General features: G+C 68.3%; 23 protein-coding genes. 19 read left to right on the top strand and 4 right to left on the bottom strand.

The window, feature by feature from the left end; translation table 11 throughout:
* Position 1 precedes the first annotated feature (1 nt).
* The gene (locus ACTIFS_RS14330) at positions 2-1,294 is read right to left on the bottom strand and encodes a ferredoxin:protochlorophyllide reductase (ATP-dependent) subunit N (protein ID WP_439574790.1); all 1,293 of its coding nucleotides are present in this window, start codon (positions 1,292-1,294) and stop codon (positions 2-4) included.
* Entirely contained in the window at positions 1,291-1,794 is a 504-nt protein-coding gene (gene bchF / locus ACTIFS_RS14325; protein ID WP_439574789.1) for a 2-vinyl bacteriochlorophyllide hydratase, read from the bottom strand. Before bchF ends, ACTIFS_RS14330 begins: the two co-directional genes overlap by 4 nt.
* 286 nt (positions 1,795-2,080) lie before the next feature.
* Here bchF and ACTIFS_RS14320 point away from each other — a divergent pair, with 286 nt between their 5' ends.
* The 13 genes from ACTIFS_RS14320 to ACTIFS_RS14260 are packed head-to-tail and all read left to right on the top strand — an operon-like array spanning position 2,081 to position 15,926.
* Positions 2,081-2,980 carry a cobalamin B12-binding domain-containing protein gene (locus tag ACTIFS_RS14320; protein WP_439574788.1) on the top strand — a complete coding sequence of 300 codons (900 nt, stop codon included), beginning with the start codon at positions 2,081-2,083 and terminating at the stop codon, positions 2,978-2,980.
* Positions 2,981-3,031: 51 nt separating this feature from the next.
* Entirely contained in the window at positions 3,032-4,447 is a 1,416-nt protein-coding gene (gene ppsR, locus ACTIFS_RS14315) for a transcriptional regulator PpsR (protein WP_439574787.1), read from the top strand.
* A 56-nt stretch (positions 4,448-4,503) separates the two neighbouring features.
* Positions 4,504-5,373: a chlorophyll synthase ChlG gene (gene chlG / locus ACTIFS_RS14310; protein ID WP_439574786.1), complete on the top strand. Its 870-nt coding sequence runs from the start codon at positions 4,504-4,506 to the stop codon at positions 5,371-5,373.
* An 8-nt stretch (positions 5,374-5,381) separates the two neighbouring features.
* Positions 5,382-6,740, top strand: a complete 1,359-nt coding sequence (locus ACTIFS_RS14305) for a BCD family MFS transporter (protein ID WP_439574785.1) — start codon at positions 5,382-5,384, stop codon at positions 6,738-6,740.
* Positions 6,741-6,744: 4 nt separating this feature from the next.
* Entirely contained in the window at positions 6,745-7,935 is a 1,191-nt protein-coding gene (locus tag ACTIFS_RS14300) for a geranylgeranyl diphosphate reductase (protein ID WP_439574784.1), read from the top strand.
* Entirely contained in the window at positions 7,932-8,435 is a 504-nt protein-coding gene (locus tag ACTIFS_RS14295; protein WP_439574783.1) for a TspO/MBR family protein, read from the top strand. Before ACTIFS_RS14300 ends, ACTIFS_RS14295 begins: the two co-directional genes overlap by 4 nt.
* A gap of 25 nt (positions 8,436-8,460) precedes the next feature.
* Positions 8,461-9,453, top strand: coding sequence for a 4-hydroxy-3-methylbut-2-enyl diphosphate reductase (gene ispH / locus ACTIFS_RS14290; protein ID WP_439574782.1), 993 nt, complete (start codon positions 8,461-8,463; stop codon positions 9,451-9,453).
* A gap of 2 nt (positions 9,454-9,455) precedes the next feature.
* Positions 9,456-10,484, top strand: a complete 1,029-nt coding sequence (gene bchI, locus ACTIFS_RS14285) for a magnesium chelatase ATPase subunit I (RefSeq protein WP_439574781.1) — start codon at positions 9,456-9,458, stop codon at positions 10,482-10,484.
* The gene (locus ACTIFS_RS14280; RefSeq protein ID WP_439574780.1) at positions 10,481-12,247 is read left to right on the top strand and encodes a magnesium chelatase subunit D; all 1,767 of its coding nucleotides are present in this window, start codon (positions 10,481-10,483) and stop codon (positions 12,245-12,247) included. The genes bchI and ACTIFS_RS14280 overlap by 4 nt, the downstream gene beginning before the upstream one ends.
* Entirely contained in the window at positions 12,244-13,164 is a 921-nt protein-coding gene (gene bchO / locus ACTIFS_RS14275; RefSeq protein WP_439574779.1) for an alpha/beta fold hydrolase BchO, read from the top strand. Before ACTIFS_RS14280 ends, bchO begins: the two co-directional genes overlap by 4 nt.
* Positions 13,161-14,687, top strand: coding sequence for a phytoene desaturase (locus tag ACTIFS_RS14270; protein WP_439574778.1), 1,527 nt, complete (start codon positions 13,161-13,163; stop codon positions 14,685-14,687). Before bchO ends, ACTIFS_RS14270 begins: the two co-directional genes overlap by 4 nt.
* On the top strand, positions 14,665-15,765 hold the full coding sequence (locus ACTIFS_RS14265) for a phytoene/squalene synthase family protein (RefSeq protein ID WP_439574777.1): 1,101 nt from the start codon (positions 14,665-14,667) through the stop codon (positions 15,763-15,765). The genes ACTIFS_RS14270 and ACTIFS_RS14265 overlap by 23 nt, the downstream gene beginning before the upstream one ends.
* An 11-nt stretch (positions 15,766-15,776) precedes the next feature.
* On the top strand, positions 15,777-15,926 hold the full coding sequence (locus ACTIFS_RS14260) for a hypothetical protein (RefSeq protein WP_439574776.1): 150 nt from the start codon (positions 15,777-15,779) through the stop codon (positions 15,924-15,926).
* On the opposite strand, the gene ACTIFS_RS14255 is transcribed toward ACTIFS_RS14260, so the two are convergent.
* Positions 15,923-16,834, bottom strand: a complete 912-nt coding sequence (locus ACTIFS_RS14255; protein WP_439574775.1) for a carotenoid 1,2-hydratase — start codon at positions 16,832-16,834, stop codon at positions 15,923-15,925. The two genes, ACTIFS_RS14260 and ACTIFS_RS14255, sit on opposite strands and share 4 nt — an antisense overlap.
* Positions 16,792-18,312 (bottom strand): 1-hydroxycarotenoid 3,4-desaturase CrtD, encoded by a 1,521-nt coding sequence (crtD, locus tag ACTIFS_RS14250; RefSeq protein ID WP_439574774.1) that lies wholly within the window; start codon positions 18,310-18,312, stop codon positions 16,792-16,794. The genes ACTIFS_RS14255 and crtD overlap by 43 nt, the downstream gene beginning before the upstream one ends.
* 101 nt (positions 18,313-18,413) lie before the next feature.
* Here crtD and ACTIFS_RS14245 point away from each other — a divergent pair, with 101 nt between their 5' ends.
* From ACTIFS_RS14245 to bchZ, 6 genes are all read left to right on the top strand, one after another.
* Positions 18,414-19,283, top strand: coding sequence for a polyprenyl synthetase family protein (locus ACTIFS_RS14245; RefSeq protein WP_439574773.1), 870 nt, complete (start codon positions 18,414-18,416; stop codon positions 19,281-19,283).
* Positions 19,280-20,425 carry a methyltransferase gene (locus tag ACTIFS_RS14240; protein ID WP_439574772.1) on the top strand — a complete coding sequence of 382 codons (1,146 nt, stop codon included), beginning with the start codon at positions 19,280-19,282 and terminating at the stop codon, positions 20,423-20,425. Before ACTIFS_RS14245 ends, ACTIFS_RS14240 begins: the two co-directional genes overlap by 4 nt.
* Before the next feature lie 80 nt (positions 20,426-20,505).
* Positions 20,506-21,441 carry a chlorophyll synthesis pathway protein BchC gene (gene bchC, locus ACTIFS_RS14235; RefSeq protein WP_439574771.1) on the top strand — a complete coding sequence of 312 codons (936 nt, stop codon included), beginning with the start codon at positions 20,506-20,508 and terminating at the stop codon, positions 21,439-21,441.
* Positions 21,438-22,445: a chlorophyllide a reductase iron protein subunit X gene (locus ACTIFS_RS14230; RefSeq protein ID WP_439574770.1), complete on the top strand. Its 1,008-nt coding sequence runs from the start codon at positions 21,438-21,440 to the stop codon at positions 22,443-22,445. The genes bchC and ACTIFS_RS14230 overlap by 4 nt, the downstream gene beginning before the upstream one ends.
* A 4-nt stretch (positions 22,446-22,449) precedes the next feature.
* Entirely contained in the window at positions 22,450-23,994 is a 1,545-nt protein-coding gene (bchY, locus tag ACTIFS_RS14225) for a chlorophyllide a reductase subunit Y (RefSeq protein ID WP_439574769.1), read from the top strand.
* The gene (gene bchZ, locus ACTIFS_RS14220; RefSeq protein ID WP_439574768.1) at positions 23,994-25,439 is read left to right on the top strand and encodes a chlorophyllide a reductase subunit Z; all 1,446 of its coding nucleotides are present in this window, start codon (positions 23,994-23,996) and stop codon (positions 25,437-25,439) included. The genes bchY and bchZ overlap by 1 nt, the downstream gene beginning before the upstream one ends.
* Positions 25,440-25,530: the final 91 nt, after the last annotated feature.

Here is a 25,530-nt window from a genome sequence, read left to right as displayed (position 1 = left end):
GCTACACCGCCAGCTTCTGGCGACGCGCGAGCGGGCGCGCGAAGAGTTCGGCCAGGTCGCCGGCCTGCTCGTAGCCCTGGATCGGCGTGAAGATCAGCTCGATCGACCACTTGGTTGCGATGCCTTCGGCCTCGAGCGGGTTGGCAAGGCCCAGGCCGCAGACGACCAGGTCCGGGGCATCCCGGCGGCACCTGTCAAGCTGGCGCTCGACATCCTGGCCCTCGGAGATGCGGGTGCCGGCCGGCAGGAGGTCGAGCTCGGCCGCCATGTGCCCGCGATGCAGGTAGGGCGTTCCCACCTCGACGAGTTCCATGCCCAGTTCGCGCGACAGGAAGCGCGCGACGGGGATCTCGATCTGGGAATCGGGAAAGAGAAAAACCCGCCTGCCCGCGAGAGCAGCCCGGTGTCGGCCAACGGCCCGCTCAGCGCGGGCCTGTCCGGCACGAGTGACGTTCTGGAACCTTTCGCGGGGAACGTGAAGTGCCGTCGCGGCGGCCTGAAGCCAACGGGTAGTACCCTCGGCGCCAACGGGGTGCGGCGCCGAGAGAAGGCTCGCGCCACGCTCCTGGAGCGACCTGGCCGTGTCCTTGAGGAACGGCTGTGCGAGCAGGACCCGCGTTGCAGGCCCGACCGGCGGTAGATCCGTCGAGCGCTGCGCGGGAAGGAAACCGACACGGTCAATGCCGAGATCGGCGAACAGCCGGCGGAACTGGTCCTCGACCACGTCGGCCAGCGTGCCCGCCACGAGCAGGGAGGCAGGAGCACCAGCCGGCTCATCCGGCATGTGAGGGACGAGGGCCGCCAGCGCTGCATCCTCCCCCTCGGTAAAGGTGGTCTCGATGCCGCTGCCGGAATAGTTGAGCACCCGGACCTGCGGCGCATAGGCTTTGTCCAGCCGGCTTGCCGCGCGGCCGAGATCGAGCTTGATCACCTCTGAAGGGCAGGAGCCGACCAGAAACAGCATGCGGATATCCGGCCGGCGCTCGAGCAGCCGGCCGACGATCCGGTCCAGTTCCTCGTTGGCATCGGTCAGCCCGGCGAGGTCGCGCTCCTCCATGATGGCGGTTGCAAAGCGCGGCTCGGCAAAGATCATGACGCCTGCCGCCGACTGGATCAGGTGGGCGCAGGTGCGCGAGCCCACCACCAGGAAGAAGGCGTCCTGCATCTTGCGGTGCAGCCAGACGATGCTGGTCAGCCCGCAGAAGACTTCACGCTGGCCACGCTCGCGCAACACCTCCGTGTCGCTGCAGCCCGACGTCGTGCCCGATCGGGCGATGAGCGTATGGACGGTCATCGGGCGGCCTCCACAGAAGCGGAGCCGGCTTCCAGTCGGGCCTGGCGGAGCTTGAACACATACTGGGCCGCGTTGACGGCATAGAGCCCATAGGCGGCGAGCGCGATGGCCATCTGCGTGTGCGGGGTGACGCCGGGCAGCAGGAGGCTGGCCAGATAGGCGGTGTGCAGGGCGATCACCGCCATGCTCACGACGTCCTCCCAGAAGAAGGCCGGGGCGAAGAGATAGCGGCCGAAGACCGCGTGCTCCCAGAGCGAGCCGGTGACCATGATGACGTAGAGCGCGATGGTCTTGGCGATGATGGAAAGGGTTGCGGCCCAGTAGCCTTCGCCGGTCTGCAGGTACCGCACGACCAGCACGAGGCTGACGATAAAGATCGCGAACTGGAGGGGGGCAAGCAGCCCCTGGACCAGCGTCCACATGCTCTCGTCACGCCGCCGACGCTGGTCCGGCGTGTAGAGCCGGGTGGTCCCGCACTGCTGCGCTGCACGACGAGGCATGACGTCTCCCCAGGGTCGGGGTGGGGTCGCATCTGACCCCGTGGGCCGACAACGACGACGATCATGTGAGTGTAAAAAGAAGTTTACGTCAAGACGGTTTTACTCATAGACTGTCCAACATTCCGGACAGCCGGCACCTTGCGGCGGCGTGCAGTTCGGATAGACTAAAGTATGGACTTTGCTGTTCCCGGTCGCGGCCGGGAGACGTGGGTCCCGCATCGCCTGCCAGAATGCGGACCGGATGCTCTATGGTGGGCGAACCGGTCCCGGAGTGGGGGAGAGGCCCATGACGGATATCGGGTTTGATGACCGGCAGGTACGCCGACCATCTCGTGCCACATCGACATCCAATCCTGACGGCCAGAATGGTGCGGCCGGCAAGAAGATGATCGACGACCGGTTGCTGGCGACAATCGCCCGCACCATCCAATTCGAGATCGTTCCGCGCCTGTTGATGGTCACGCGCGCCCAAGGACCAGCGGCGCCGGATGTGCCGTCCGCCGACACGGTTTCAGCGGCCGAGATCGACGACTTCATCCAGGCGATCATGTTCCAGGACATTCACGTCGCCATGGCCCAGATCAACGGCCTGCGGGCACGGGGACTGGTCAGCGCTACGATCTTCCTGGATCTTCTGGCGCCGACGGCGCGCCAGCTCGGCGACTTGTGGCTGCGCGACCAGTGCAGCTTCGCCGATGTCACGATCGGCCTTGTCCGTCTGCAGCAGATCATGCGGACGATGTCGCCGCCACCCGTGCACCATGCTCACCCTTTCGAGCGCCAGCCGCGCGCCCTGCTGATGCCCTACGCGAATGAGCAGCACACCCTTGGCCTGTCGGTGGTCAAGGAGATGTTCCTCGAAGCGGGCTGGCAGGTTGAGCTGGTCAGCGTCGAGCATATGGGTCAGGCGCGCGAGCTGCTGGGTGCCGAATGGTTCGACCTTGTCGGCGTCTCGTTGAGCAACGATGACTTGCTCGCTCCTTTGACTTCGGCGATAAGCGCCATGCGAAGGGGCTCGCAGAATCGGTCGATCGGCGTTCTTGTTGGGGGCTCAGCCTTCAACGGAAGGCCTGACCGATGTGTATTGGTCGGCGCGGATGGCGCGCCGGAGGATGGTCGGGAGGCCGTCCGCCTGGCCGGAAATCTGGTCGGGATGGACATGTCAAGCTCGGCAGGTAGTTCATGAACGGACGGATCGCGCCGGTAGTCCGGCGCGCTCCAAACAGCGAAGATTCCGATGGCAACCACCGGCCCGAATGCTCTTGTAGGCCTTGACGGCCGGACTGCAGTGGCGGTGGCTTCGGTTGTCGCCGATATCATCCTGCTGGTCGATGGAAAGGGGATCGTTCGCGATCTCAAGACCAGCCCCGATACGCCCATCGCCAAGGACGCCCAGTCCTGGATGGGACGCCCCTGGCTCGACACGATCGCTCCGGACAGCCAGAACAAGGCAAGCCGGCTCCTGAGCGAGGCCGAGACGGGCTCCGCCTCCGGCCTGCGCGAAATCAACCACAAGGGTTCCGATCCGCTGTCGACGATCCCGATCCGCTATTCGGCCATCAAGGCCAAGGCGGCGGGCAGTGTGATCGTCGTCGGCCGCGACCTCAGCGCGCTGGCCCAGGTCCAGCAGCAGCTGGTCCAGTCGCAGCAGGCCATGGAGCGCGAGTATCTTCGCCTGCGCGCTGCCGAAACACGTTATCGCGCGCTGTTCCAGATGACCTCCGAGCCGATCCTGATCGCCGACATGGCGACGCGGAAAGTGCTTGAGGCCAATCCCGCCGCCATCGATGCGCTGGCCACATCGACTGGGCGACTGACGGGCCGGACGCTCGGCCAGTTGTTCGACGACAAAGGTGGCGCCGATATCGAGGCCCTTCTGTCACGGTCTGCCGGCGGGCAGAGTGCGGCCACCGTCCAGATTGCCACGGCTGCGACCGGTCGCCAGTTCGACGCCACGGCCTCGCTGTTCCGGAACGAGGGCGCGACCCTTGTCCTGATCCGGCTCAGGGAAGTAGTTGCCACCGGAGGTTCGGTGGCCGGCACCTCAGCCGGCCGCTATGTCAGCCTCATCGACAAGCTGCCCGACGGGTTCGTGGTGACGGATCTGGAGGGCCATATCGTCGAGGCCAATCCCGCCTTTCTCGAACTCGCCCAACTGGCCACGGCCGATCAGGCGCGTGGCCATCAGCTCGGCGAGTGGCTTGGACGGGCCGGCATCGACGTACCGACCATGACCGCGACGCTGCGCGACTTCGGCTCCATCCGCAATTTCTCGACCATCATGCGGGGGGCCTTCGGTCTCGTCGAATCGGTGGAGGTGTCGGCGGTGCTGGTCGAGACATCCGACTTCCCTTGCTATGGATTCGTCGTTCGCGGCTCGCCCCGCCCGGCACCCGCTGTGAATGGCACCAAGACCCAGGCCCTGCCGCGATCCGTCGACCAGTTCACCGAACTGGTCGGGCGCGTCTCGCTGAAGGAACTCGTGCGCGAGACGACCGACATCATCGAGCGGCTCTGCATCGAGGCAGCGCTGGAAATGACGCAGGACAATCGCGCGACGGCGGCCGAACTCCTCGGTCTCAGCCGCCAGAGTCTGTATCTCAAGATGCGTCGCTTCGGCATCATGGACGATGCATCGGCCGAGATAGATTGACACTCTCCAGTGTAAAGAGAAATTGACACTCCGGGCCGGGCCTCCTACCATGAGGCATGACCTATCCGAGTGCGCCTGCCGTCCTCGAACTGTTCAAGCCCATCACCTGGTTCGCGCCGATGTGGGCTTTCGGCTGCGGCGTCATCTCGGCCGGTTCGACCACCCTGACGCCCTGGATGACGGTTGCTGCCGGCATCCTGCTGGCGGGTCCGCTGGTCTGTGCCACCAGCCAGGCCGTCAACGACTGGTACGACCGCCACGTCGATCTCATCAACGAGCCACACCGGCCCATTCCCTCCGGCCGCATTCCCGGCCGCTGGGGCCTCTATATCGCGATCATCTGGTCGGCGGTCTCGCTGGTGGTGGCCGCCATGCTGGGTTCTTGGGTGCTTCTGGCCACTGTCATCGGCCTCGCTCTCGCCTGGGCCTATAGCGCCCCGCCGCTGCGGCTCAAGCAGAACGGCTGGTTCGGCAATGCCGCGGTCGCCTTCTCCTATGAAGGGCTGCCCTGGTTCACTGGTGCCGCCATCATGGCCACCGTCCTGCCCGACTGGCGCATCCTGATCATCGCGGCGCTCTATTCCATCGGCGCCCATGGCATCATGACGCTCAACGACTTCAAGGCCGTCGAGGGGGATCGCCGCACCGGCATCCGGTCACTGCCGGTCGCCCTGGGCGAGGATGCCGCCGCCCGCCTTGCCTGCGCGGTCATGGCGCTGCCGCAGATCGGCGTGATCGCCCTCCTGATCGGCTTCGGTCGTCCCGGCCATGCCGCCGTCATCGCCGCCCTGCTGGCCGTCCAGGTGGTGCTGATGGGCCGGCTCATCGCCGACCCGCGCGGCCAGGCCGCCCGCTACAACGCCACCGGAACGTCGCTCTACGTTCTGGGCATGCTGGTGGCCGCTTTCGCCCTCAGGCCGGCGTGAGGCGCACCATGGTCCCGGCTCACCTGACCTGGTTCCAGATCATCCGCCTCGGCCTCGTCCAGACCGCGCTTGGCGGCATTGTCGTGATGACCACATCGACGGTGAACCGCGTGATGGTCGTCGAGCTTGCGCTGCCTGCCATGATCCCGGGCGCGCTGGTCAGCATCCATTATGCGATGCAGATCCTCCGCCCGCGCTGGGGGCATGGCGCCGACCAGGGCTGGCGGATCACGCCCTGGATCATCGGCGGCATGGCCGTGCTTGCCGCCGGCGGGAGCCTTGCCTCCGTCGCGACGGCGCTGATCGCCTGGGACAGGGCCGCCGGACTGACGCTTGCCATCCTGGCTTTCGTTCTGATCGGAGCCGGCGGCGGCGCGGCGGGAACCTCTCTGCTGGCCCTGCTGGCAAAGCGGGTGGAACCGCAGCGCCGGCCGGCAGCCGCCACGATCGTGTGGCTGATGATGATTGCAGGCTTCGCCGTGACAGCCCTGATCGCCGGGGCCTTTCTCGACCCCTTCTCCATGGAGAGGCTGGTCGCTGTCTCAACCACGATCAGCCTGATTGCCCTTGTGGTGGCGATCGTCGCGGTCACCGGCATCGAGGGCCGGTCCGTCGGGTCGGGCCATCCCGAGGAAGCCGCGGGCGGACAGGCGCAACCGGCGTTTCGCACCGTGCTGCGCGAGGTCTGGGCCGAGCCCCGCTCGCGCCTTTTCACGATCTTCATCTTCGTGTCGATGCTGGCCTTTTCGGGTCAGGATCTGATCCTCGAGCCCTTTGCCGGCCTCGTGTTCGGCCTGACGCCGGGGGCTACGACGCGCCTGTCGGGGGTTCAAAACGCCGGCGTTCTGGCCGGGATGATCTCGGTTGCGCTTCTCGGCACCTTCCTGCGCCATGACGGCTGGGGATCGCCGCGGCTGTGGACCATCCTCGGCTGCATCGCCTCGGCCCTTGCGCTGGCCGGCCTGGCGCTTGCGGGCCTTGCGGGGCGGTCATGGCCTCTTCACGCCAACACGTTCCTGCTCGGCTTCGGCAACGGCGTCTACGCGGGCGCCGCCATCGGCACCATGATGGCCATGGCTGGCATGGGCACGGCACGACGCGAAGGCATGCGCATGGGCGTGTGGGGTGCCTCGCAGGCGATCGCGTTCGGCGTCGGCGGCTTTCTCGGCACCGTCGCGGTCGACGTGACCCGGCTTCTCACCGGTTCCAGCCTGATCGCCTATGGCAGCGTCTTTGCGGTGGAGGCGGTGCTGTTCCTGGTTGCTGCCGTGCTCGCCGTCCGCATCGCGGCCATGTCGGGCGAGACCGTCATCGGCGACCCTCCGCGAGTGCAGACGCAGGTGTCGCTCGCAGCAGGTGGAGGCTGAGCCCATGGACACGCGCCAGGTCTACGATGTCGTTGTGGTGGGGGGCGGTCCGGCCGGCGCCACGATCGCGGCCGAACTGGCGGGCCAGGGGCACTCGGTTCTGCTCATCGACCGGGCCGGCCGGATCAAGCCATGCGGTGGGGCCATCCCGCCGCGCCTGGTCAAGGACTATGCGATCCCGGATTCGATCATCTGCGCCCGCATCAACTGTGCCCGGATCGTTGCCCCGTCGAGCCGGCATGTCGACATGCCCATCGACGATGGCTACGTCGCCATGGTCGACCGCGAGGTCTTCGACGAGTTCCTGAGGCGCCGCGCCGGGACCAGGGGTGCCGAGCGCATGACGGGCCGGTTCGTCCGGATCAGCCGGGACGAGGGGGCGCATGCGCGCGTTCACATTCGCACTGGTTCCGACCAGTCCGAGAAGGTCGTGGCTGCGCGCCTGATCATCGGCGCGGATGGTGCAAACTCCGCCGTTGGCCGCCAGGAGATCGCCGGCGCAGAACGGATGCGCTGCGTGTTCGCCTACCATGAGATCGTCCGGGCGCCGGCAGCGGGAGAGGCCGGCTACGACGCCCGCCGGTGTGACGTCCACTATGACGGGCGCTACTCGCCGGACTTCTACAGCTGGGTATTCCCGCACGGTGCCACGGCCAGCATCGGGACCGGAACGCACCACAAGGGCTTCGCGCTGCGCGAGTCGGTGGCCGCCTTCCGCGTCAAGACCGGTCTCGACCGGCTCGAGACCATCCGCCGGGAGGGCGCGCCGATCCCCTTGAAGCCGCTCCGGCGCTGGGACAACGGGCGCGACGTCCTCCTTGTCGGGGACGCGGCCGGGGTTGTCGCTCCGGCTTCGGGCGAGGGCATCTACTATGCGATGGCCAGTGCGACCTTCGCGGCCGAGGCGGCCGCAGAGATGCTGCGGACAGGCGACGCGCGCGCGCTCGCGCGAGCGCGTAAGCGGTTCATGAAGGCCCACGGCCGGGTCTTCTTCATCCTCGGCGTCATGCAGTGGTTCTGGTACCGCAGCGACCGGCTGCGCGAGCGCTTCGTCTCCATGTGCGCGGACAAGGATGTCCAGCGGCTGACCTGGGAATCCTACATGCACAAGGAACTGGTCCGGAAAAGTCCCGGCGCGCACTTCCGCATCTTCCTCAAGGATGCCGGCCACCTTCTAGGACTGGTGCGGCCATGATGGACGCCCTCGCCCAGGGATGGCTGCCGATCTTCCTCGCCGTTGCGGGAACGCTGGCCGTCGCCGTGCTTGGAGGCATGCTTACCGTCATAGGCCCCTGGTACCGGTCCCTGCGCTTTCCCGGATGGAAGCCGCCGGACTGGGTGTTCGGGCCGATCTGGACCGTCATCCTGACGCTGGCGGCCATTGCCATCGTGCTGGCCTGGTTCGGCGCGTCGACGCCTCTGCAGAAGTCGCTGGTCATCGGCCTGTTCGCCTTGAACGGCAGCCTGAACGTCGCCTGGAACTACCTCTTCTTCACCCTGCGGCGCCCCGATCTCGCGCTCGCCGAGGTCGGCCTTCTCTGGCTGTCGATCCTCGCCCTCATCCTGGTTCTTCTCCCCATCAGCTCCGGCGCAAGCCTGCTGCTCGTCCCCTATCTGGTCTGGGTCGGCATTGCCGCCCTGCTGAACTACCGGATCGTCCAGCTCAACGGCCCCTTCACGAGGGCCTCGGGATGAACGACCGAAACGCCGGGAGGCGCCGATGTCACTGCGCAACACGCTGACCGTTGTCCTCGCCAGCCCGAGGGGCTTCTGCGCGGGCGTCGTGCGCGCCATCGAGATCGTCGAGCGGGCGCTCGCTCTCTATGGGCCTCCCGTCTATGTGCGCCACGAGATCGTCCACAACCGCCACGTGGTCGCCCGGCTCCAGAAACTCGGTGCCGTCTTCGTCGAGGATGTCGATGCCATCCCCCACGGTGCCGTCACCGTGTTCAGCGCCCATGGCGTTTCCCAGGCTGTCGAGGACGAGGCACGCCGCCGCCATCTGGACGTGATCGACGCGACCTGCCCGCTCGTCAGCAAGGTGCACAGGCAGGGACGGCGCTACGCCGAGCGTGGCTACAGTGTCCTGCTGATCGGCCACGAGGGCCATGCGGAGGTGGAGGGCACGCGCGGACAGGTGCCCGGCGGCGTCAGGGTGGTCGGCAGCGTCGAGGATGTCGGAGCGGTCGAGGTGGCCGATGCCGCCCGCGTCGCCTACGTGACGCAGACGACCCTCAGCGTGGACGATACCCGCGAGGTCGTGGATGCGGTCAAGGCCCGCTTTCCGGAGGCCATCGGCCCCGAACTGGACGACATCTGCTACGCCACGCAGAACCGGCAGACCGCGGTCTCCCTCATGGTCGGCGATGTCGATCTGCTGCTGGTCCTCGGCTCGCGCAACAGTTCCAATTCCAACCGGCTCTGCGAGATCGGCCGGAAGGCCGGCATCCCCGCCTATCTGATCGATGACGCCTCCGAGATCGATGCGGGATGGCTCGACGGCGTCTCCCGGGTCGGCGTCACGGCCGGCGCGTCGGCACCGGAGGATCTCGTCCAGTCCCTGATCGACCGGCTGAGCGACATGCGTGCGGTGACCGTCGAGACGGTCGGAGACGTTCGCGAAACGGTTGAGTTCCGTCTGCCGCAGGTGCTTCAGGCCGCGGCACTCGACCGCCGGCCCGCCATTGCCGCCGCTGCCCAGGGGAGCCGTTGATCATGGCCCGCACCTTTCCCTTCACGGCGATTGCCGGCCAGGACGAGATGAAGCTTGCCCTGGTCATCGCCGCGGTCGATCCGGCCATCGGAGGCGTCCTCATCACCGGCGACCGCGGAACCGGCAAGTCCACCGCCGTGCGCGGGCTGGCAGCCGTCCTGCCGGCGATCCGCTCGGTGACCGGTTGCCCCTATCGCTGCGGACCCGAAGACCCCGCCGATGGATGTCCGCATTGCTCCGAGCATTTCCCGAAGGGGCTTCGGCGGCCGCTCCTGCTCGAGCCGGTCCGGGTCGTGGATCTGCCGCTTGCCGCGACAGAGGACAGGGTCCTTGGCTCGCTCGATATCGAGCAGGCGCTGGTCCATGGCCGCAAGCGCTTCGAACCCGGCCTTCTCGCCCGGGCACATCGTGGCTTCCTGTACATCGACGAGGTCAATCTTCTGGAGGACCACATCGTCGATCTGCTGCTCGATGTGGCGGCATCGGGCGAGAACATCGTCGAGCGCGAGGGCCTGAGCATCCGGCACAGATCCCGCTTCGTTCTCGTCGGCAGCGGCAATCCGGAGGAGGGCGACCTCAGACCCCAGTTGCTCGACCGGTTCGGGCTCTCGGTCGAAGTGACGTCGCCGGACGACATCGACATCCGGATCGAGGCGGTGAAGCGTCGGGAAGCCTTCGACAACGATCCGGATGCCTTTCTGGCAAGCGTCGCCCGCGAGGAGGTTCGCCTCAGCCGCCGCATCGCCCAGGGCCGCGGACGGCTCGCCACGGTCGATGTCAGCGACATGATCCGCCGGGCCATCGCTGCCCTGTGCATGAAGCTCGGCACGGACGGGCTGCGCGGCGAGTTGACACTGATCCGGGCGGCGCGTGCGGTCGCGGCGCTGGAGGGGGCAGCCTCCGTCGCGCCGACCCATCTGCGCCAGGTCGCGCCACTCGCGCTGCGCCATCGGCTCAGGCGCAACCCCATGGACGAGGCCGGCTCGCGGCTGCGTGTCGAACGGGCGGTCGCCGAGGCCTGGGCAGCATGACAGCCGCGCGCCGAACCGACGACGAAGCGAATGTGGCCTTGTCGGCCGCCGCTTTGGTCGCACTCGATCCGCACCGGCTGGGAGGCGTCCTGCTCAGGGGGCCGCCTGGCCCGGTCCGCGACATGTGGATGGCGCATCTTGCAGCCTGCCTTGCGCCCGAAAGGCCACTGGTCCGCATCCCGGCGAGCGTGTCGGCAGGCCGCCTCACCGGCGAGGTCGACGTGCTCGCAACACTCGCCGCCGGACGTCCGGTGGTCGTTGAAGGACTGCTGGCGAAGGCGGACGGCGGCATTGTCGAGTTGCGCTCGGCCGAATGTGTCGAGCCCCAGGCTGCCGCCATCCTGTCCGAGGCTCTCGACACCGGCACGTCCACGAGCGGCTACAGCGGTTCCACCGGCGTCAGCACCCGTTTCGGCCTGATCGCGCTTGACGAAGGGACCGAGGCCGAGGAGAGGCTGCCGGCCGTGCTCGCCGAGCGCCTCGGGCTGTGGCTCGATCTCTCGGACCTGACCTCCTGTCCGGCGGATGACGGCCTGGCGCGGCGGGTCGGGGCGGCGCGCCAGAGGCTGGCCGGCGTCAGGGTTCCGGACGCGGTCATCGCTTCACTTGCGCATACGGCCGCGGCGCTCGGCATCGCGTCGGACCGGGCCCTGATCCTTGCCACGCGGACGGCGCGCGCATCGGCGGCACTGGCGGGGAGGGCGGTCGCCGGCACCGAGGATGCAGAACTTGCCGCCATGCTCGTGCTTGCCCCGCGCGCGACGCGCCTGCCGCGGCAGGAAGCGGAGGCCGAGGACCAGCACCAGGACGAGGGGCAGCCGGACGAGGCGCCCGCTGCGCCCTCCGATCAGGACAAGGATATCCAGGCGGACGGAGGGCCGATGGAAGACCGGGTCCTCGACGCTGCCGTGGCCGCGCTGCCACGTCATCTGCTCGAAAGCCTCGGCGGCAATGATACGGTCCGGCGGCGCGGCGAGACCGGCGCCGGCCGCCGACGTCAGCACGAACAGGAGGCCCGACGCGGGCGACAGACGGGTTCGCGTGCCGGCGATCCGCGGCGTGGCCAGCGCCTCGACCTGATTGCCACGCTGCGCACCGCTGTGCCCTGGCAGGCGATAAGGGCCGGCGGTGCCGGCCTGAAGTTTCGTGCCTCGGACCTTCGCGTGCGGCGGTTCCGCCAGCAGCGCGGCTGCACCACCATCTTCTGCGTCGACGCATCCGGTTCGGCCGCGCTCGAACGGCTGGGCGAGGCCAAGGGTGCGGTGGAGCAGATGCTGGCCGGTTGCTATGTCCGGCGCGACGAGGTCGCACTCATCGCCTTTCGCGGCCTGGGCGCCGAAATCGTTGTGCCGCCGACGCGGTCGCTGCGCCGTGCGCGCCACTGTCTGGCAGGCCTGCCCGGAGGTGGCGGGACGCCGCTTGCAGATGGCATTGCCACGGCCTGCCGCATGGCACGCGATACCGGGTTGCGCGGACGCACACCGACGCTGGTGGTGATCACCGACGGCCGGCCGAATATCGGCTTCGGCGGCGTGGCAGGGCGTGTGCAGGCCGGCAGCGATGCACTGTCGGCCGCGCGGGAGGTCGGCCTTCACAGGTTCCGCAGCCTGCTGATCGACAATTCGACCCGTTCCGAACCGCAGGCGCTGGCGCTGGCCACGGCCATGGGCGCACGCTACCTCGCCCTGCCCCATGCTGACGCGGCGAGCCTCCATGCCGCGGTACGCGACGGCGCTGCAGCCGTCATGGGAGGGTTTCCATGAGCAAGGGCCTCAGCTGGCGTCGCGATGGCGTGAACTGGCCGGGCCGGGAGCACAGCCGCTTCCTCACCGCCGGCGGCATCGGCTGGCATGTCCAGATCTCGGGTGCCGGACCCGTCGCGCTGCTGCTGCACGGCACGGGGTCCTCCACCCATTCCTGGCGACGGCTTGCTCCCCTGCTGGCGAAGCGCCTGACCCTCGTTGCACCGGATCTGCCCGGACATGCCTTCACGCAGACCCTGAAGTCGACCGACCTGTCGCTGCAGGGCATGGCGACGGCTGTCTCCGCGCTGCTTGCGGCCCTCAATGTCCGGCCGGAACTGGTCATCGGCCATTCGGCGGGCGCGGCGATCGGCGTCCATCTCGCCCGGAAGGGTCATGTCGCGCCGCGCGGTATCGTCAGCATCAATGGCGCGCTGCGTCCGCTGTCCGGCTTTGCGAGCCGCGTCTTCCCGCCGGTCGCGCGCCTGCTCGCCCTCCTGCCGATCGTGCCGAACATGTTCGCCTGGCGCGCGCGCGACGCCGCCGTCATCGACGATCTGCTGCGTCAGACCGGCTCGACCATTCCGGACGAGGACCGGGCCCGCTATCAGCTCCTGGCCACCACGCCGGGCCACATTGCATCCGCCCTGTCGATGATGGCCAGCTGGGATCTGGAGGCCCTCGAGAAGAGCCTGTCCCGGCTCTCCGTTCCGGTACTGCTGGTCGCCGGAGCCAAGGACGGAATGGTTCCTGCCAGCGACGCCGCTCCGGTTGCCCGCAAGCTCCCCGCCGGCGAGGTGGTCCGCCTGAAGGGCCTCGGTCATCTGGCCCACGAGGAGCAGCCCGAGCGGATCGCCTCCGTGATCCTCGACTGGTATGACCGCCTCACGGCCGAGCGCCCGGACGCCTTGCGTGCCATGGGAGCTCCGGCGGCATGACGGCACCGCTCCGACATCCCTTGCCCCTCGATGATCCGCGTCCCCATGCGGTGGTGATCGGCGCGGGTTTCGGCGGACTTGCCGCCGCCATCCGGCTCGGGGCCCGCGGCTATCGGGTCACGGTGGTGGAGCGGTTGGACCAGCCCGGCGGCAGGGCGCGTGTCTTCCGCCAGGACGGCTTCACCTTCGACGCCGGTCCCACCATCATCACGGCGCCATTCCTGTTCGATGACCTGTGGGAATTATGCGGACGGCGCCGCGCCGACGATGTCCGGCTGGAGGCCCTCGACCCTTTCTATCGCTTGTGCTTCCACGACGGCTCGACGCTCGACTGCACCGGAGATCCGGAACGCATGCGCGACAATGTCGCGCGCCTCGCACCCTCCGATGCCGCCGGCTATGAGCGGTTCATGGCCCGGAGCCAGGAGATCTGCCGGATCGGGTTCGAGCAGCTCGGCCATGTGCCCTTCGGTTCGTTCCTGGACATGGTCCGTATTGCGCCCGATCTCATCCGATTGTCCGGCCATCGCTCCGTCCATCATCTGGTCAGCCGCTATGTCCGCGACGAACGGCTGCGCGTCGCCCTGTCGTTCCATCCGCTGTTCGTCGGCGGCAACCCTTTCACGGCCAGCGCGATCTACGGCCTCATCGCCCATCTCGAGCGCCGCTGGGGCGTGCATTTCGCCCATGGCGGGACGGGGCGGCTGGTCGCTGGCCTTGTCGATCTCATCCGGGGGCAGGGGGGGCAGGTGCTGCTGTCGGCCGATGTCCAGCGGATCACCGTCGAGGGCGGGCGGGCGACCGGCGTCGTTCTGGCGGGGGGCGAGGCCCTGCGCGCCGATGTCGTCGTTTCCAATGCCGATGTCGCCTGGACCTATGGCCGCCTGCTGCCCGAAGGCTCGGCCCGGCGCTGGCGGCCGGCCAAACTGAAGCGGGCGTCCTGGTCGATGAGCCTCTTCGTCTGGTATTTCGGCACCGACCGCCGCTATGACGAGGTCCCGCATCACACGATCCTGCTCGGCCCGCGCTATCGGGGACTGCTGGACGACATTTTCCGCCGGAAGGTCCTGGCCGAGGACTTCAGCCTCTATCTCCATCGCCCGACCGCGACCGACCCCTCGCTGGCGCCGGCCGGTCATGATGCCTTCTATGTCCTGTCGCCGGTGCCGAACCTTGCCGGCGGGGCCGACTGGGGCGCCCTTGCCGAAGATTATCGCGCGCGGATCGCCGCGCATCTGGAGGCAACGGTGATGCCGGGCCTTGGTCGGCACATCGTCACCTCCCGGGTCATGACACCCGACCATTTCCGGGACGAGCTCAATGCTCCGCACGGCGCCGCCTTCAGCCTGGAGCCGGTGCTCACCCAGAGTGCCTGGTTCCGGCCGCACAACCGCTCCGAGGACGTTGCCAATCTCTATCTGGTCGGTGCGGGAACCCATCCGGGAGCAGGACTGCCGGGGGTTCTGTCGTCCGCCCGAATCCTCGACGAGATCGTTCCCCATGCCCATGCCACGCAGACCTGATCCGGGCGACCTCGCCGCCTGCCGCGACCTGCTGCGGGTGGGGTCGAAGTCGTTCTTCGCCGCCTCCGTCCTGCTGCCGGCCGCCGTGCGGGACCCCGCCACCGTCCTCTACGCCTTCTGCCGCGTTGCCGACGACGCCGTCGACCTGTCCGACGATGCGGCGGCCGCCGTGCTGCGGCTCGGCGCGCGGCTCGATGCCATCTATGCCGGCCTGCCAGCCGACGACCCGGTCGACAGGGCGCTTGCCGTTGTCGTGCAGAGCCACGCCCTGCCGCGCGCGCTGTTCGACGCCCTGATCGATGGCCTTGCCTGGGACGCGGAGGGACGAAGCTACGCCACGCTCTCCGACCTCATCGCCTATTCGGCGAGGGTTGCCGGCACCGTGGGCGCGCTGATGACCCTGCTGATGGGGTGCCGCGACCCCCATGCGCTTGCGCGCGCCTGCGACCTGGGGGTCGCCATGCAACTGACCAACATTGCCCGCGACGTCGGCGAGGATGCACGGGCCGGCCGCCTCTACCTGCCGCTGGACTGGCTGGCCGAGGCGGGCCTGCCGGCCGGCAGCCTGGGCAGCGAGGTGGCTTTTGACCCGCGCGTCGCGGTCGTCGTCCGCCGCCTTCTCGCCGAGGCCGACCGGCTCTACCGGCGGTCTGAGGGCGGGATCACGGCCTTGCCCCTGGCCTGTCGTCCGGCGATCCATGCGGCCCGGCTCATCTATGCCGAGATTGCTGTCCTGCTGGCCGCCCGGGGGTTCGACAGCATCACGCACCGTGCCGTCGTGCCGCGCCACCGCAAGGTTGCCCTGCTGGCCCGGGCGCTTGTCGATACGGGGTTTGGCACCCGCAGCGGCAGGGAGCGGGCCCTGGCCGAAGTGCAGTTCCTGATCGACGCAGTGGAGACGCAGGACGCCATTGTAGCGGGCCTGCCGGGATTTGCCAGGCTGGCGGACATCAATGCCGGACTGGAGCGGGTGCTGGACATGGTCGATCGGCTCGGGCGCAACCCCGTCGAGCCCCGCCAGGGCCGGGCGACACGCGCGCGCCGGTCGGTGCGGACGGGCCGTCTGGCGCGGGCCTAGGAGGACCGGCCATGAGCAGCACCTCCCTTTTTGTCGCCGAATTCGCCCTGACCGCACTGGTCGTGCTCGGCTTCTGTGCCCACCAACTGAGGCAGTTGCGCCGGCTGGAGCGCGAGCGCAAGGCCAAGGACCGGTCTTCCGGAAAGGACGGAAAGGGCTAACGCTGCGCCTGTCGTGGCATGCGGAACGGCAGCATCGCCTGGACGACCGGGCTGGTGAACCGGTCAAGCGACAGGCTCTCGTGGACGAAGGTCGTCTGTTCTCCGCCCCATCGCGTCGCCACCACCGAGCGCGAATAGAACGGCGTGTCCTCCAGAGGCTGGATGATCCGGGCATCTGCCCCTGCGTCCGCCCGCGTCGAACGCGCGAGGCCCCACCAGGTTCGCGGCAGGCGGGTGAACGGAGGGGCCGCGATATCGACGAGCGCTCCTGCGCTGTCCAGGCCGAGCGCGAGCGCCGTTGCGCCGCCGTCCCGCCGGCGGGCGTCATAGACGATGCGGCCGCCATGGGCACCGGCCTCGCGCGACCAGTCCCAGCTGACAAAATCGTCGGCCAGCGGCCGGTCGCCGTCATTGGTGTCGAAATAGCCCTGTCCCTGCCAGGCAAGGTCCGGAGACGACAGACGGACCGACACCCGCGCCCGTGGGGCGATGGGGCGCCAGCGATGCCGGCCTGCCGGATCGAGCAGGAATTCGCGGTCAGGCAGGGCCTGCGCATCCAGCCGCACCTCGCCGCGGACGCGACGCGGCCACGGCACCGCCATCTCGTCAAACCGGATGGTCAGCGCGTCCCGATCCCATTCGAGCGAACTTGGCCCGACCGCCAGGCTGTTGCGCGTGCGGGCAAGCGCCGCGGCCCCCCGCTCGGTCATCGCCCAGCGCCGCGCCCCGGCGCCATAGAGCGCGACATTGACCGCGCAGAAATCGGCGGGATCGGCAGGGCCGCTGCGCCGACGCCAGGCATAGTAGGGGGAGAAAACGCTGCCGATGAAGGCAATGATGCACAGGCCATGGCGGCCGTCGTCGCTCAGCGCATCGACATACCACCACGCGTAGCCATCCTTCGCCACGGGGCGCGCGAAGTTAGGTCTGCCAGCACGGTCCGGGCTGCCTGCCGGCCCGACAGCGCCACCATCGGCAGGCCCGGTCCCGGATGGACGCTGCCCCCCGCCAGATAGAGCCGGCCGATCGCCGTGCGGGTGCCCGGTCTGCGAAAGGAGGCCATGGCGCCGTGGGTCGCTGTCCCATAGAGCGCTCCCCCCGTGCCCGGATAGCGACGGGCGAAATCCGCTGGCCCCGAAACCGTCCTCTCGCTGATGTCCAGCGTCAGTCCCGACCTTGTGAGCCGCGTCATCATGGCCGTTTCGCATCGGTCGATTTCCTTCTCATCCGGCCGACCGAGATCGCCGGTCGGTGGTGCATTGACGAGGCAGAACAGGCGCTCCGGTCCCGCGGGTGGCGGACCCGTACCGGTCCTGTCCTGCGCGCAGAGATAGATGGTGGGGTCATCGGGCAGGCGACCAGCCGCCGTGATGGCAGCAAACTCCGCGCGATAGTCGGCAGAAAAGAAGACGGTGTGGCGGGCCAGCGGAAAGCCACCGGCCCGTGCTGCCAGGCACCAGGTGACGGCCGAGAGCGAACGCATGGCGGGGGCGGATCGCGGCACGGCCGCCGCGACGTCCGGGCCGAGTAGGCCCTGCCAGAGGGCAGAGGCGTCGGCATTGAGGATGACGGCGTCTGCTGCGATCGTCTCGCCGCTCGCCAGTCGGACGCCGCGGGCCTCGCCGGCGCCGGTGAGGATGGCCTCGACCGGCGTGTCGTAGCGCAGGTCCGCCCCCCTGCCTGCAGCGAGACCGGCGAGACAGCGCGCAAGCCTGTGCATCCCGCCCTCGATCGACCAGACGCCTGCCAGTTCCGCATGGGCGACCAGCATGAGCGTTGCCGGCGCCATGAACGGCGAAGAGCCGCAATAGGTCGCGTAGCGGCCGAACAGCTGCCTGAGGCGCGGATCGGAAAAATAGTCGCCCAGTGCCTTCCACAGCGTCTCGAACGGCCGGATCGCCAGGCCGGCAAGGCCGAGGCTCCCGGCAAGGCCGACAAAACCCGGGCGCGGCGCCTGCATGAAGCGCGTGTCGAGAAGCTCGAATACGCGCCGCGAATCGGCTGCGAACCGCCGGAACCCGTCGGCCTCCGCGCCCCCCGCCAGGTCGCCGATCGCATCGGCGGACCTGCCCGGATCGGCAAAAAGGTCGAGCGTTCCGTCTCCGGTCCAGGCGTGGCGGGCGAGAATGTCGAGCGGCGCAAGGCTGAGATGGTCGTCGAGGTTTTCGCCGACCGAATCGAACAGCGCATCGAAGACCGTGCGCAGCGTCAGCACGGTCGGCCCCGCATCGACAGGGCCGCAACGGGTCTCGACCTGCCGCATCTTGCCGCCAGGCCCGGACGCCGCGTCGACAACCGTCACAGCGCAACCCTGATGCGCCAGCTCCAGTGCAGCGACCAGTCCGCCCAAGCCTGCTCCGACCACGACAACCCGATCTGCGCTCACCGGCAGGCCCTTTATCGAAAGGCATTGACAGCCCTTGAGGATGACGACAGTGTAATTGACATATGAAAGTGTCAATCAGATTTGACATAGGGAGTGCTGCCATGGACCTCGGCATTCGCATCGAGAAGGCCCTGGAAATCGCACTGACCAAGGCGGAGGGGACGGACTGTCCACCAAGGCTCGCCTCGGCCCTTCGCTATTCGGTCTTCCCCGCCGGACACCGGATCCGGCCCCGGCTGGTCCTGGCCGTTTCGGAGGCCTGCGGTGGCCGCGATCCCGATGCGGCCGACGCTGCGGCCGCGGCGATCGAATTTCTCCACTGCGCCTCGCTCGTCCATGACGATCTGCCCTGTTTCGACGATGCGGACGAGCGCCGCGGCAAGCCGAGCGTCCACAAGATCTTCGGAGAGCCTCTGGCCGTTCTCGCCGGCGACGCGCTCATCGTTCTGGCGTTCGAGACGCTCGCCCGGGGCGTTCTGTCCGATCCCGTCAAGCTCGGCGGCCTCATCCGGCTTGCCGGTCAGGCGGTGGGTGCTCCTGGCGGCATCTGCGCCGGGCAGGCCTGGGAGAGCGAGCCAGAGGTTTCGCTCTCCGCCTATCATCGGGCCAAGACGGCCTCCCTGTTCGCCGGTGCAACAGCCGCCGGGGCGCTGGCCTCCGGCGCCGAGCCGCTGCAGTGGCGCGACCTCGGCGAGCGCCTTGGCGAAGCCTACCAGGTTGCCGACGATATCCGCGACGTTGCCGCCTCACCCGAGGAGATCGGCAAGCCTTGCGGTCAGGATCTGGCACTCGGGCGACCCAACATGGCGCGCGAACTGGGTCTGGAGCCGGCGATCGGCCTGCTCGAGAGGATGATTGTGGCTGCCATTGCCGCGGTTCCCGCCTGCCCGGGCCAGGCGCAACTGCGCGCCGCCATCCTGATCGAGACCAAGCGCTTCCTGCCGGCGGGGCTCGTCCGCCACGCAGCATGACCAGTCTTGCCCCCAGCGTGAACAACCGGCCGGAAACCTGGCCTGACCGGGTGTCCGGCCGCTGGCGGAACTGGCGCAACAGGCTGGTTGCAAACCCGCGATTCCAAAGGTTCGCGGCGACCTTTCCCCTGACCCGCCCGACGGCACGTCGCCATGCCTCGGGCCTGTTCGACCTTTGTGCGGGCTTTGTCTATTCGCAGGTTCTGTTCGCTTGCGCGCGGCTGCGCCTGTTCGACCATCTGGCCGGGGGGCCTGTCACGCACGACGAACTGGGACACAGGCTCGGCCTGCCTCCGGAGGGCGCCGCGCGCCTCGTGAAGGCAGCCGCCGCGCTCGGCCTTGTCGAGTTGCAGAATGGCGAGGTGAGCCTCGGTCTGCGCGGCGCAGCGCTCCGCGGCAATCCCGGCGCGCTCGCCATGATCGAGCATCATGCCATGCTCTATGCCGACCTTGCCGATCCGGTCGCCCTGCTGCAGGGTCGAGGGGCGCCATCGCAGCTCAGCCGGTTCTGGGCCTATGGCGGGAATGGAGGAGGTGGCGAGGCCACGGCCGCCTATACCGCACTGATGGCCGCCTCCCAACCGCTGATCGCCGACGACATCCTCGACGCCTATCCGGTATCCGGCCACAAGGTGATTCTCGATATTGGCGGCGGCGACGGCACCTTCCTGCGTCACGTTCACCGCCGCGCGCCGGGAGCGAGACTGATTCTGTTCGACCTGCCGCCGGTCGCGGCCCTGGCGGCCAGCCGGCCGGACCGACCCGCTTCCCTTTCGGTCGTCGCCGGTCATTTCCTGCACGATCCGGTTCCGGAGGGTGCCGACCTCGTCACTCTCGTGCGCGTCGCGCATGACCACGACGATGACGTCCTGCAGAAACTTTTCCGCCGCATCCATGGCGCCATGGCGCCCGGCGGAACGCTGCTGATCGCCGAGCCGATGGCCCAGTCGGCGTCGCTGGCGCCGATGGCTGATGCCTATTTCGGTTTTTATCTCATGGCGATGGGCAGCGGGCAGGCCCGCTCGCCCGACACGCTCGGCGCGCTTCTCGCAGCGGCCGGCTTCCACCAGGTCCGCCAGCATCCCACGCGCCGCCCCCTCTTTGCCGGGCTGATGTCAGCGCGCAGGGCAGATCAAACGTAAAAAGAATTTGACACTCTCATCCGTCATCCTAGGATGACATATGCCGAACCTGGTTGCGGCCACGACCCTGGAGGTCGAACGTGAAGACGCTGGCAGTCATCCTGCGAGAGCCGCACCACCTGCACCTCGACCGCGTCGAACTCGTGCCGCTGACGGAAACCGACGTCATCGTCGATGTGATGTGGTCCGGCATCAGCAGCGGCACCGAGCGTCTCTTGTGGTCGGGCCGCATGCCCGCCTTCCCCGGCCTCGGCTATCCGCTGGTTCCCGGCTACGAGACGGTCGGCCAGATCATTGATGCTGGGAGGCAGGCAAGCCACCGCATCGGCGAACGGGTCTTCGTTCCCGGATCGCGCGGCTTCCGCGATGTGCGGGGCCTGTTCGGCGGCGCGGCACGACGCCTCGTCGTCCCGGCTGCGCGGGCCTATCCGGTCGATGCGGCCCTGGGCGAAAAGGCCGTCCTGCTGGCACTTGCCGCCACGGCCTGCCGGGCGCTTTCCATCGGCGGTCGCCCCGACCTCGTCATCGGACACGGGGTTCTCGGCCGGCTGATCGCGCGTGTTGCCATGGCCGAGGGCGGTGCCCCGCCCGTCGTCTGGGAAACACGCAGCGAGCGGCGGACCGGTTCCACCGGCTACACGGTCATCGATCCGGCCACCGACACCCGCTGCGACTACGCGCGGATCACCGATGCCAGCGGCGATTCAGAGCTCCTCGACACGCTGATCGCGCGGCTCGCGCGCGGCGGAGAGGTTGTTCTCGCGGGCTTCTACGAGCGCCCGCTGACCTTCGCCTTCCCGCCTGCCTTCATGCGCGAAGCCGCGATCCGCATCGCTTCGGAATTCCGCGACGAGGACCTGACCCGCGCATCGGCCCTGGTGGCCGCCGGGACTCTGTCGCTTGACGACCTCATTACCCGCCGCTTCGCACCGCAGGACGCCGGCGAGGCCTATCGGACAGCCTTTGAGGATCCTGCATGCCTCAAGGCCTTGATCAGTTGGAGGTCTCTGCCATGAACGCCGCCATTTCGGCCCTCGCCACCCGCGGGCCCACCGGCCCCGGCCTCGACGCCATCATCCGCGATGCGGAAGATACCGCGACCGCGCCGGGAACCCGCAACACGCAGATCATCGCCATCTACGGCAAGGGCGGCATTGGCAAGAGCTTCACCCTTGCCAACCTCTCCTACATGATGGCCCAGCAGGGCCAGCGTGTGCTGCTCATCGGCTGCGACCCGAAAAGCGACACGACATCGCTGCTGTTCGGCGGGCGTGCCTGCCCGACCATCATCGAGACCTCGGCCCGCAAGAAACTCGCCGGCGAAGAGGTCCGGATCGAGGATGTCTGCTTCAAGCGCGACGGCGTCTTCGCCATGGAACTCGGCGGTCCCGAGGTCGGTCGCGGCTGCGGCGGCCGCGGCATCATCCACGGCTTCGAGCTGCTGGAAAAGCTGGGCTTTCACGAGTGGGATTTCGACTATGTCCTGCTGGATTTCCTCGGCGACGTGGTCTGCGGCGGGTTCGGACTGCCGATCGCCCGCGACATGTGCCAGAAGGTCATCGTCGTCGCCTCCAACGACCTGCAGTCGCTCTATGTGGCGAACAATGTCTGCTCTGCGGTGGAATATTTCCGCAAGCTCGGCGGCAATGTCGGCATCGCCGGCATGGTCATCAACAAGGACGACGGCACTGGCGAGGCCGCAGCCTTCTCGGCCGCCGCCGGCATTCCCGTCCTCGCCGCCATCCCCCAGCACGACGATCTGAGGCGCAAGAGCGCCAACTACGAGATCGTCGGTCATCCCGACAGCCCGTGGGCGTCGCTGTTCACCGAACTTGGACTGAACGTCGCGGCGGCTCCGCCCATGCGTCCGAAGCCCCTCAACCAGGACGAGCTCCTCGGCCTGTTCTCGGGCGATGCGGTGGGCCGGGGCGTCGTCCTGCAGCCGGCGAGCCAGGCCGATCTGCGCGGCGGGACTCTCGTCGAGCGCCCCTCCCTCGAAGTCATCTACGAGGCGGTCTGAGGCCATGGTCACGCTCATCAACAAGCTGGCAGTGGCCGGACAGGAGCAGGCGCCGAAGGCGGCTGCGTCCACCACCGGAACCTCCTGTCATGCCGGCCGGGATGAGATGGACCGTGCCGCCCGCGCGGCTGGCCAGAGCGAAACCCTGGACCGCTATGCCGCGGACTATCCGCGCGGACCCCATGACCAGCCCCAGAGCATGTGCCCGGCCTTCGGCTCTTTGCGCGTCGGACTGCGGATGCGACGGACCGCAACCGTACTGTCCGGCTCGGCCTGCTGCGTCTACGGGCTGACCTTCACCTCGCACTTCTACGGGGCGCGGCGGACGGTCGGCTACGTTCCGTTCAACTCGGAGAGCCTGGTCACAGGCAAGCTGTTCGAGGACATCCGCGAGGCGGTCCACGACCTCGCCGATCCCGAGCAGCACGATGCCGTCGTGATCATCAACCTGTGCGTCCCGACGGCCTCCGGCGTGCCGCTGAAGCTGTTGCCCAAGTCGATCAACGGGGTGCGCATCATCGGCATCGACGTGCCCGGCTTCGGGGTTCCGACCCATGCCGAGGCCAAGGACGTGCTGGCCGGAGCCATGCTGCGCTATGCCCGCGGCGAGGCGGAGAAGGGGCCTGTCCAGGCGCCCCGCACGCCCCGTTCGCAGCGTCCCTCGATCGCCCTGCTCGGCGAGATGTTTCCGGCTGATCCGATCGGCATCGGTGCCCTGCTCGAGCCCCTCGGCCTTGCAGCCGGGCCCGTGGTGCCGACACGCGAATGGCGCGAGCTCTATTCCGCCCTCGACTGCGTGGCCGTTGCCGCGCTCCATCCGTTCTATACCGCTACCATCCGGGAGTTCGAGGCAGCCGGCCGGCCGGTCATTCCGTCGGGCCCCGTGGGCCGGGACGGCGTCGCCGACTGGCTGAAGGCGGTCGGAGAGGCCACGGGCGTCCCATCGGCCCAGATCGCCGAGGCCCAGAACCGCTTCCTGCCCCTGATGACGGCCGCCATCGAACGCGCACCGATCCGTGGCCGAATCACGCTGTCCGGCTACGAGGGATCGGAACTGCTGGTGGCCCGTCTGCTTGTCGAAAGCGGAGCGGACCTGCGCTATGTCGGCACGGCCTGTCCGCGCACGCCCTGGTCGGAGCCCGACCGCGCCTGGCTTGCCGCCCGCGGCATCGAGGTGCGGTATCGCGCCTCGCTCGAGGACGACCTTGCCGCGCTGGAAGCGTTCGAGCCGGAGCTTGCCATCGGCACGACACCGGTGGTCCAGAAGGCCAAGGAAAAGGGCATTCCGGCTCTCTATTTCACCAATCTGATCTCGGCCCGTCCGCTATTCGGACTGGCCGGTGCCGGCTCGCTCGCAACCGTTGTCAACGCAGCGCTGGGCAACAGGGCGCGCTTCGACCGGATGGTATCCTTCTTCGAGGGCGTCGGCACCGGCGACACGTCCGGGATCTGGGAAGAGACGCCGCGTCCACGGCCCGAATTCCGCGCCAAGTATCGCCGCCAGGTCGATGCCCTCGCCCGCAAGCGCAAGAGCGAGGAGATGATCTGATGCTTGTCCTCGATCACGACCGCGCCGGTGGCTACTGGGGTGCCGTCTATGTCTTCACCGCCGTGAAGGGCATGCAGGTCGTGATCGACGGGCCGGTCGGCTGCGAGAACCTGCCGGTCACCTCGGTTCTGCACTATACCGACGCGCTGCCGCCCCACGAGTTGCCCATCGTGGTCACCGGGCTTGGCGAGGAGGAACTCGGCCAGACAGGCACCGAGGGCGCCATGCGGCGGGCGCACAGGACCCTCGATCCGGACCTGCCGGCCGTGGTGGTCACCGGCTCGATCGCCGAGATGATCGGTGGCGGTGTGACGCCTGAAGGCACCAACATCCGCCGCTTCCTGCCGCGCACCATCGACGAGGACCAGTGGCAGTGCGCCGACCGTGCGCTCAACTGGCTGTGGACCGAGTATGGCCCGCGCAGGGTGCCGGAACGGCGCCGCGAGCCGGGTACGAAGCCGCGCGTCAACATTATCGGGCCGGCCTATGGCACGTTCAACATGCCGTCCGACCTCGCCGAGATCCGGCGTCTGGTCGAGGGCATCGGCTGCGACATCAACATGGTGTTCCCGCTCGGCAGCCATCTTGCCGATATCGCACGGCTGGCCGATGCGGACGTCAATATCTGCCTCTACCGGGAGTTTGGACGCCTGCTTTGCGAGCAGCTTGAGCGGCCCTACCTGCAGGCGCCGATCGGCCTGCATTCGACCACCCGGTTCCTGACGAAGCTCGGTGAACTGACCGGTGTCGATCCGACCGCTTTCATCGAGCGCGAGAAGCACACCACCATCAAGCCGCTGTGGGATCTGTGGCGCTCGGTCACGCAGGACTTCTTCGGCACGGCGAGCTTTGCCGTGGTGGCCACCGACACCTATGCGCGCGGGCTCAGGCATTTCCTCAGCGAGGAACTCGGTCTGCCCTGCACCTTCGCGTTCTCGCGCAAGGCCGGCGTCAAGCCGGACAACCAGGCGGTCCGCCAGGCGATCCGCGACAAGACACCGCTGATCCTGTTCGGCAGCTACAACGAGCGGATGTATCTGGCCGAGATCGGCGCGCGCGCGGTGTTCATTCCCGCCTCGTTCCCCGGTGCCATCATCCGGCGCCATACCGGTACGCCCTTCATGGGCTATGCCGGCGCGACCTACCTCCTCCAGGAGGTCTGCAACGCGCTGTTCGATGCGCTCTTCCATATCCTGCCCCTGGGAACCGACCTCGACCGCATCGAGGCAACCCCATCCCGGCTCGAGGACCAGCTGCCCTGGAGCGAGGAGGCGCGTGCGCTTCTCGACGCCCTGGTCGAAACCCACCCGGTGCTCGTGCGGATCTCCGCCGCCAAGCAGCTTCGCGACGTTGCGGAGCGCGACGCGCGCAAGGCCGGCGCCGGCGTCGTCGCTCCGGAATCGGTGACGCGTGCGCACGGCAATCTTCGGCGCCCCGATTCCTGACCGGATCGTTCGGCCAGGGCCGCCGATGGCGGCCAAAGCAGGCAGTGCAGGCACAACAAGGGTGGCATCCGTGTCGCCCGCAGGGAGAACG

The sequence above is a fragment of the Phreatobacter sp. genome, from assembly GCF_051860605.1.
In the GTDB taxonomy this organism is placed as follows: Bacteria; Pseudomonadota; Alphaproteobacteria; order Rhizobiales; family Phreatobacteraceae; genus Phreatobacter.
This window is presented reverse-complemented; position numbering and strand designations above follow the sequence as displayed.

Excerpts from the sequence above, each read along its gene's own strand:
- ACTIFS_RS14330 (WP_439574790.1), bottom strand. The coding sequence starts at position 1,294 with ATGACCGTCCATACGCTCATCGCCCGATCGGGCACGACGTCGGGCTGC.
- bchF (WP_439574789.1), bottom strand. The coding sequence starts at position 1,794 with ATGCCTCGTCGTGCAGCGCAGCAGTGCGGGACCACCCGGCTCTACACG.
- ACTIFS_RS14320 (WP_439574788.1), top strand. The coding sequence starts at position 2,081 with ATGACGGATATCGGGTTTGATGACCGGCAGGTACGCCGACCATCTCGT.
- ppsR (WP_439574787.1), top strand. The coding sequence starts at position 3,032 with ATGGCAACCACCGGCCCGAATGCTCTTGTAGGCCTTGACGGCCGGACT.
- chlG (WP_439574786.1), top strand. The coding sequence starts at position 4,504 with ATGACCTATCCGAGTGCGCCTGCCGTCCTCGAACTGTTCAAGCCCATC.
- ACTIFS_RS14305 (WP_439574785.1), top strand. The coding sequence starts at position 5,382 with ATGGTCCCGGCTCACCTGACCTGGTTCCAGATCATCCGCCTCGGCCTC.
- ACTIFS_RS14300 (WP_439574784.1), top strand. The coding sequence starts at position 6,745 with ATGGACACGCGCCAGGTCTACGATGTCGTTGTGGTGGGGGGCGGTCCG.
- ACTIFS_RS14295 (WP_439574783.1), top strand. The coding sequence starts at position 7,932 with ATGATGGACGCCCTCGCCCAGGGATGGCTGCCGATCTTCCTCGCCGTT.
- ispH (WP_439574782.1), top strand. The coding sequence starts at position 8,461 with ATGTCACTGCGCAACACGCTGACCGTTGTCCTCGCCAGCCCGAGGGGC.
- bchI (WP_439574781.1), top strand. The coding sequence starts at position 9,456 with ATGGCCCGCACCTTTCCCTTCACGGCGATTGCCGGCCAGGACGAGATG.
- ACTIFS_RS14280 (WP_439574780.1), top strand. The coding sequence starts at position 10,481 with ATGACAGCCGCGCGCCGAACCGACGACGAAGCGAATGTGGCCTTGTCG.
- bchO (WP_439574779.1), top strand. The coding sequence starts at position 12,244 with ATGAGCAAGGGCCTCAGCTGGCGTCGCGATGGCGTGAACTGGCCGGGC.
- ACTIFS_RS14270 (WP_439574778.1), top strand. The coding sequence starts at position 13,161 with ATGACGGCACCGCTCCGACATCCCTTGCCCCTCGATGATCCGCGTCCC.
- ACTIFS_RS14265 (WP_439574777.1), top strand. The coding sequence starts at position 14,665 with ATGCCCATGCCACGCAGACCTGATCCGGGCGACCTCGCCGCCTGCCGC.
- ACTIFS_RS14260 (WP_439574776.1), top strand. The coding sequence starts at position 15,777 with ATGAGCAGCACCTCCCTTTTTGTCGCCGAATTCGCCCTGACCGCACTG.
- ACTIFS_RS14245 (WP_439574773.1), top strand. The coding sequence starts at position 18,414 with ATGGACCTCGGCATTCGCATCGAGAAGGCCCTGGAAATCGCACTGACC.
- ACTIFS_RS14240 (WP_439574772.1), top strand. The coding sequence starts at position 19,280 with ATGACCAGTCTTGCCCCCAGCGTGAACAACCGGCCGGAAACCTGGCCT.
- ACTIFS_RS14230 (WP_439574770.1), top strand. The coding sequence starts at position 21,438 with ATGAACGCCGCCATTTCGGCCCTCGCCACCCGCGGGCCCACCGGCCCC.
- bchY (WP_439574769.1), top strand. The coding sequence starts at position 22,450 with ATGGTCACGCTCATCAACAAGCTGGCAGTGGCCGGACAGGAGCAGGCG.
- bchZ (WP_439574768.1), top strand. The coding sequence starts at position 23,994 with ATGCTTGTCCTCGATCACGACCGCGCCGGTGGCTACTGGGGTGCCGTC.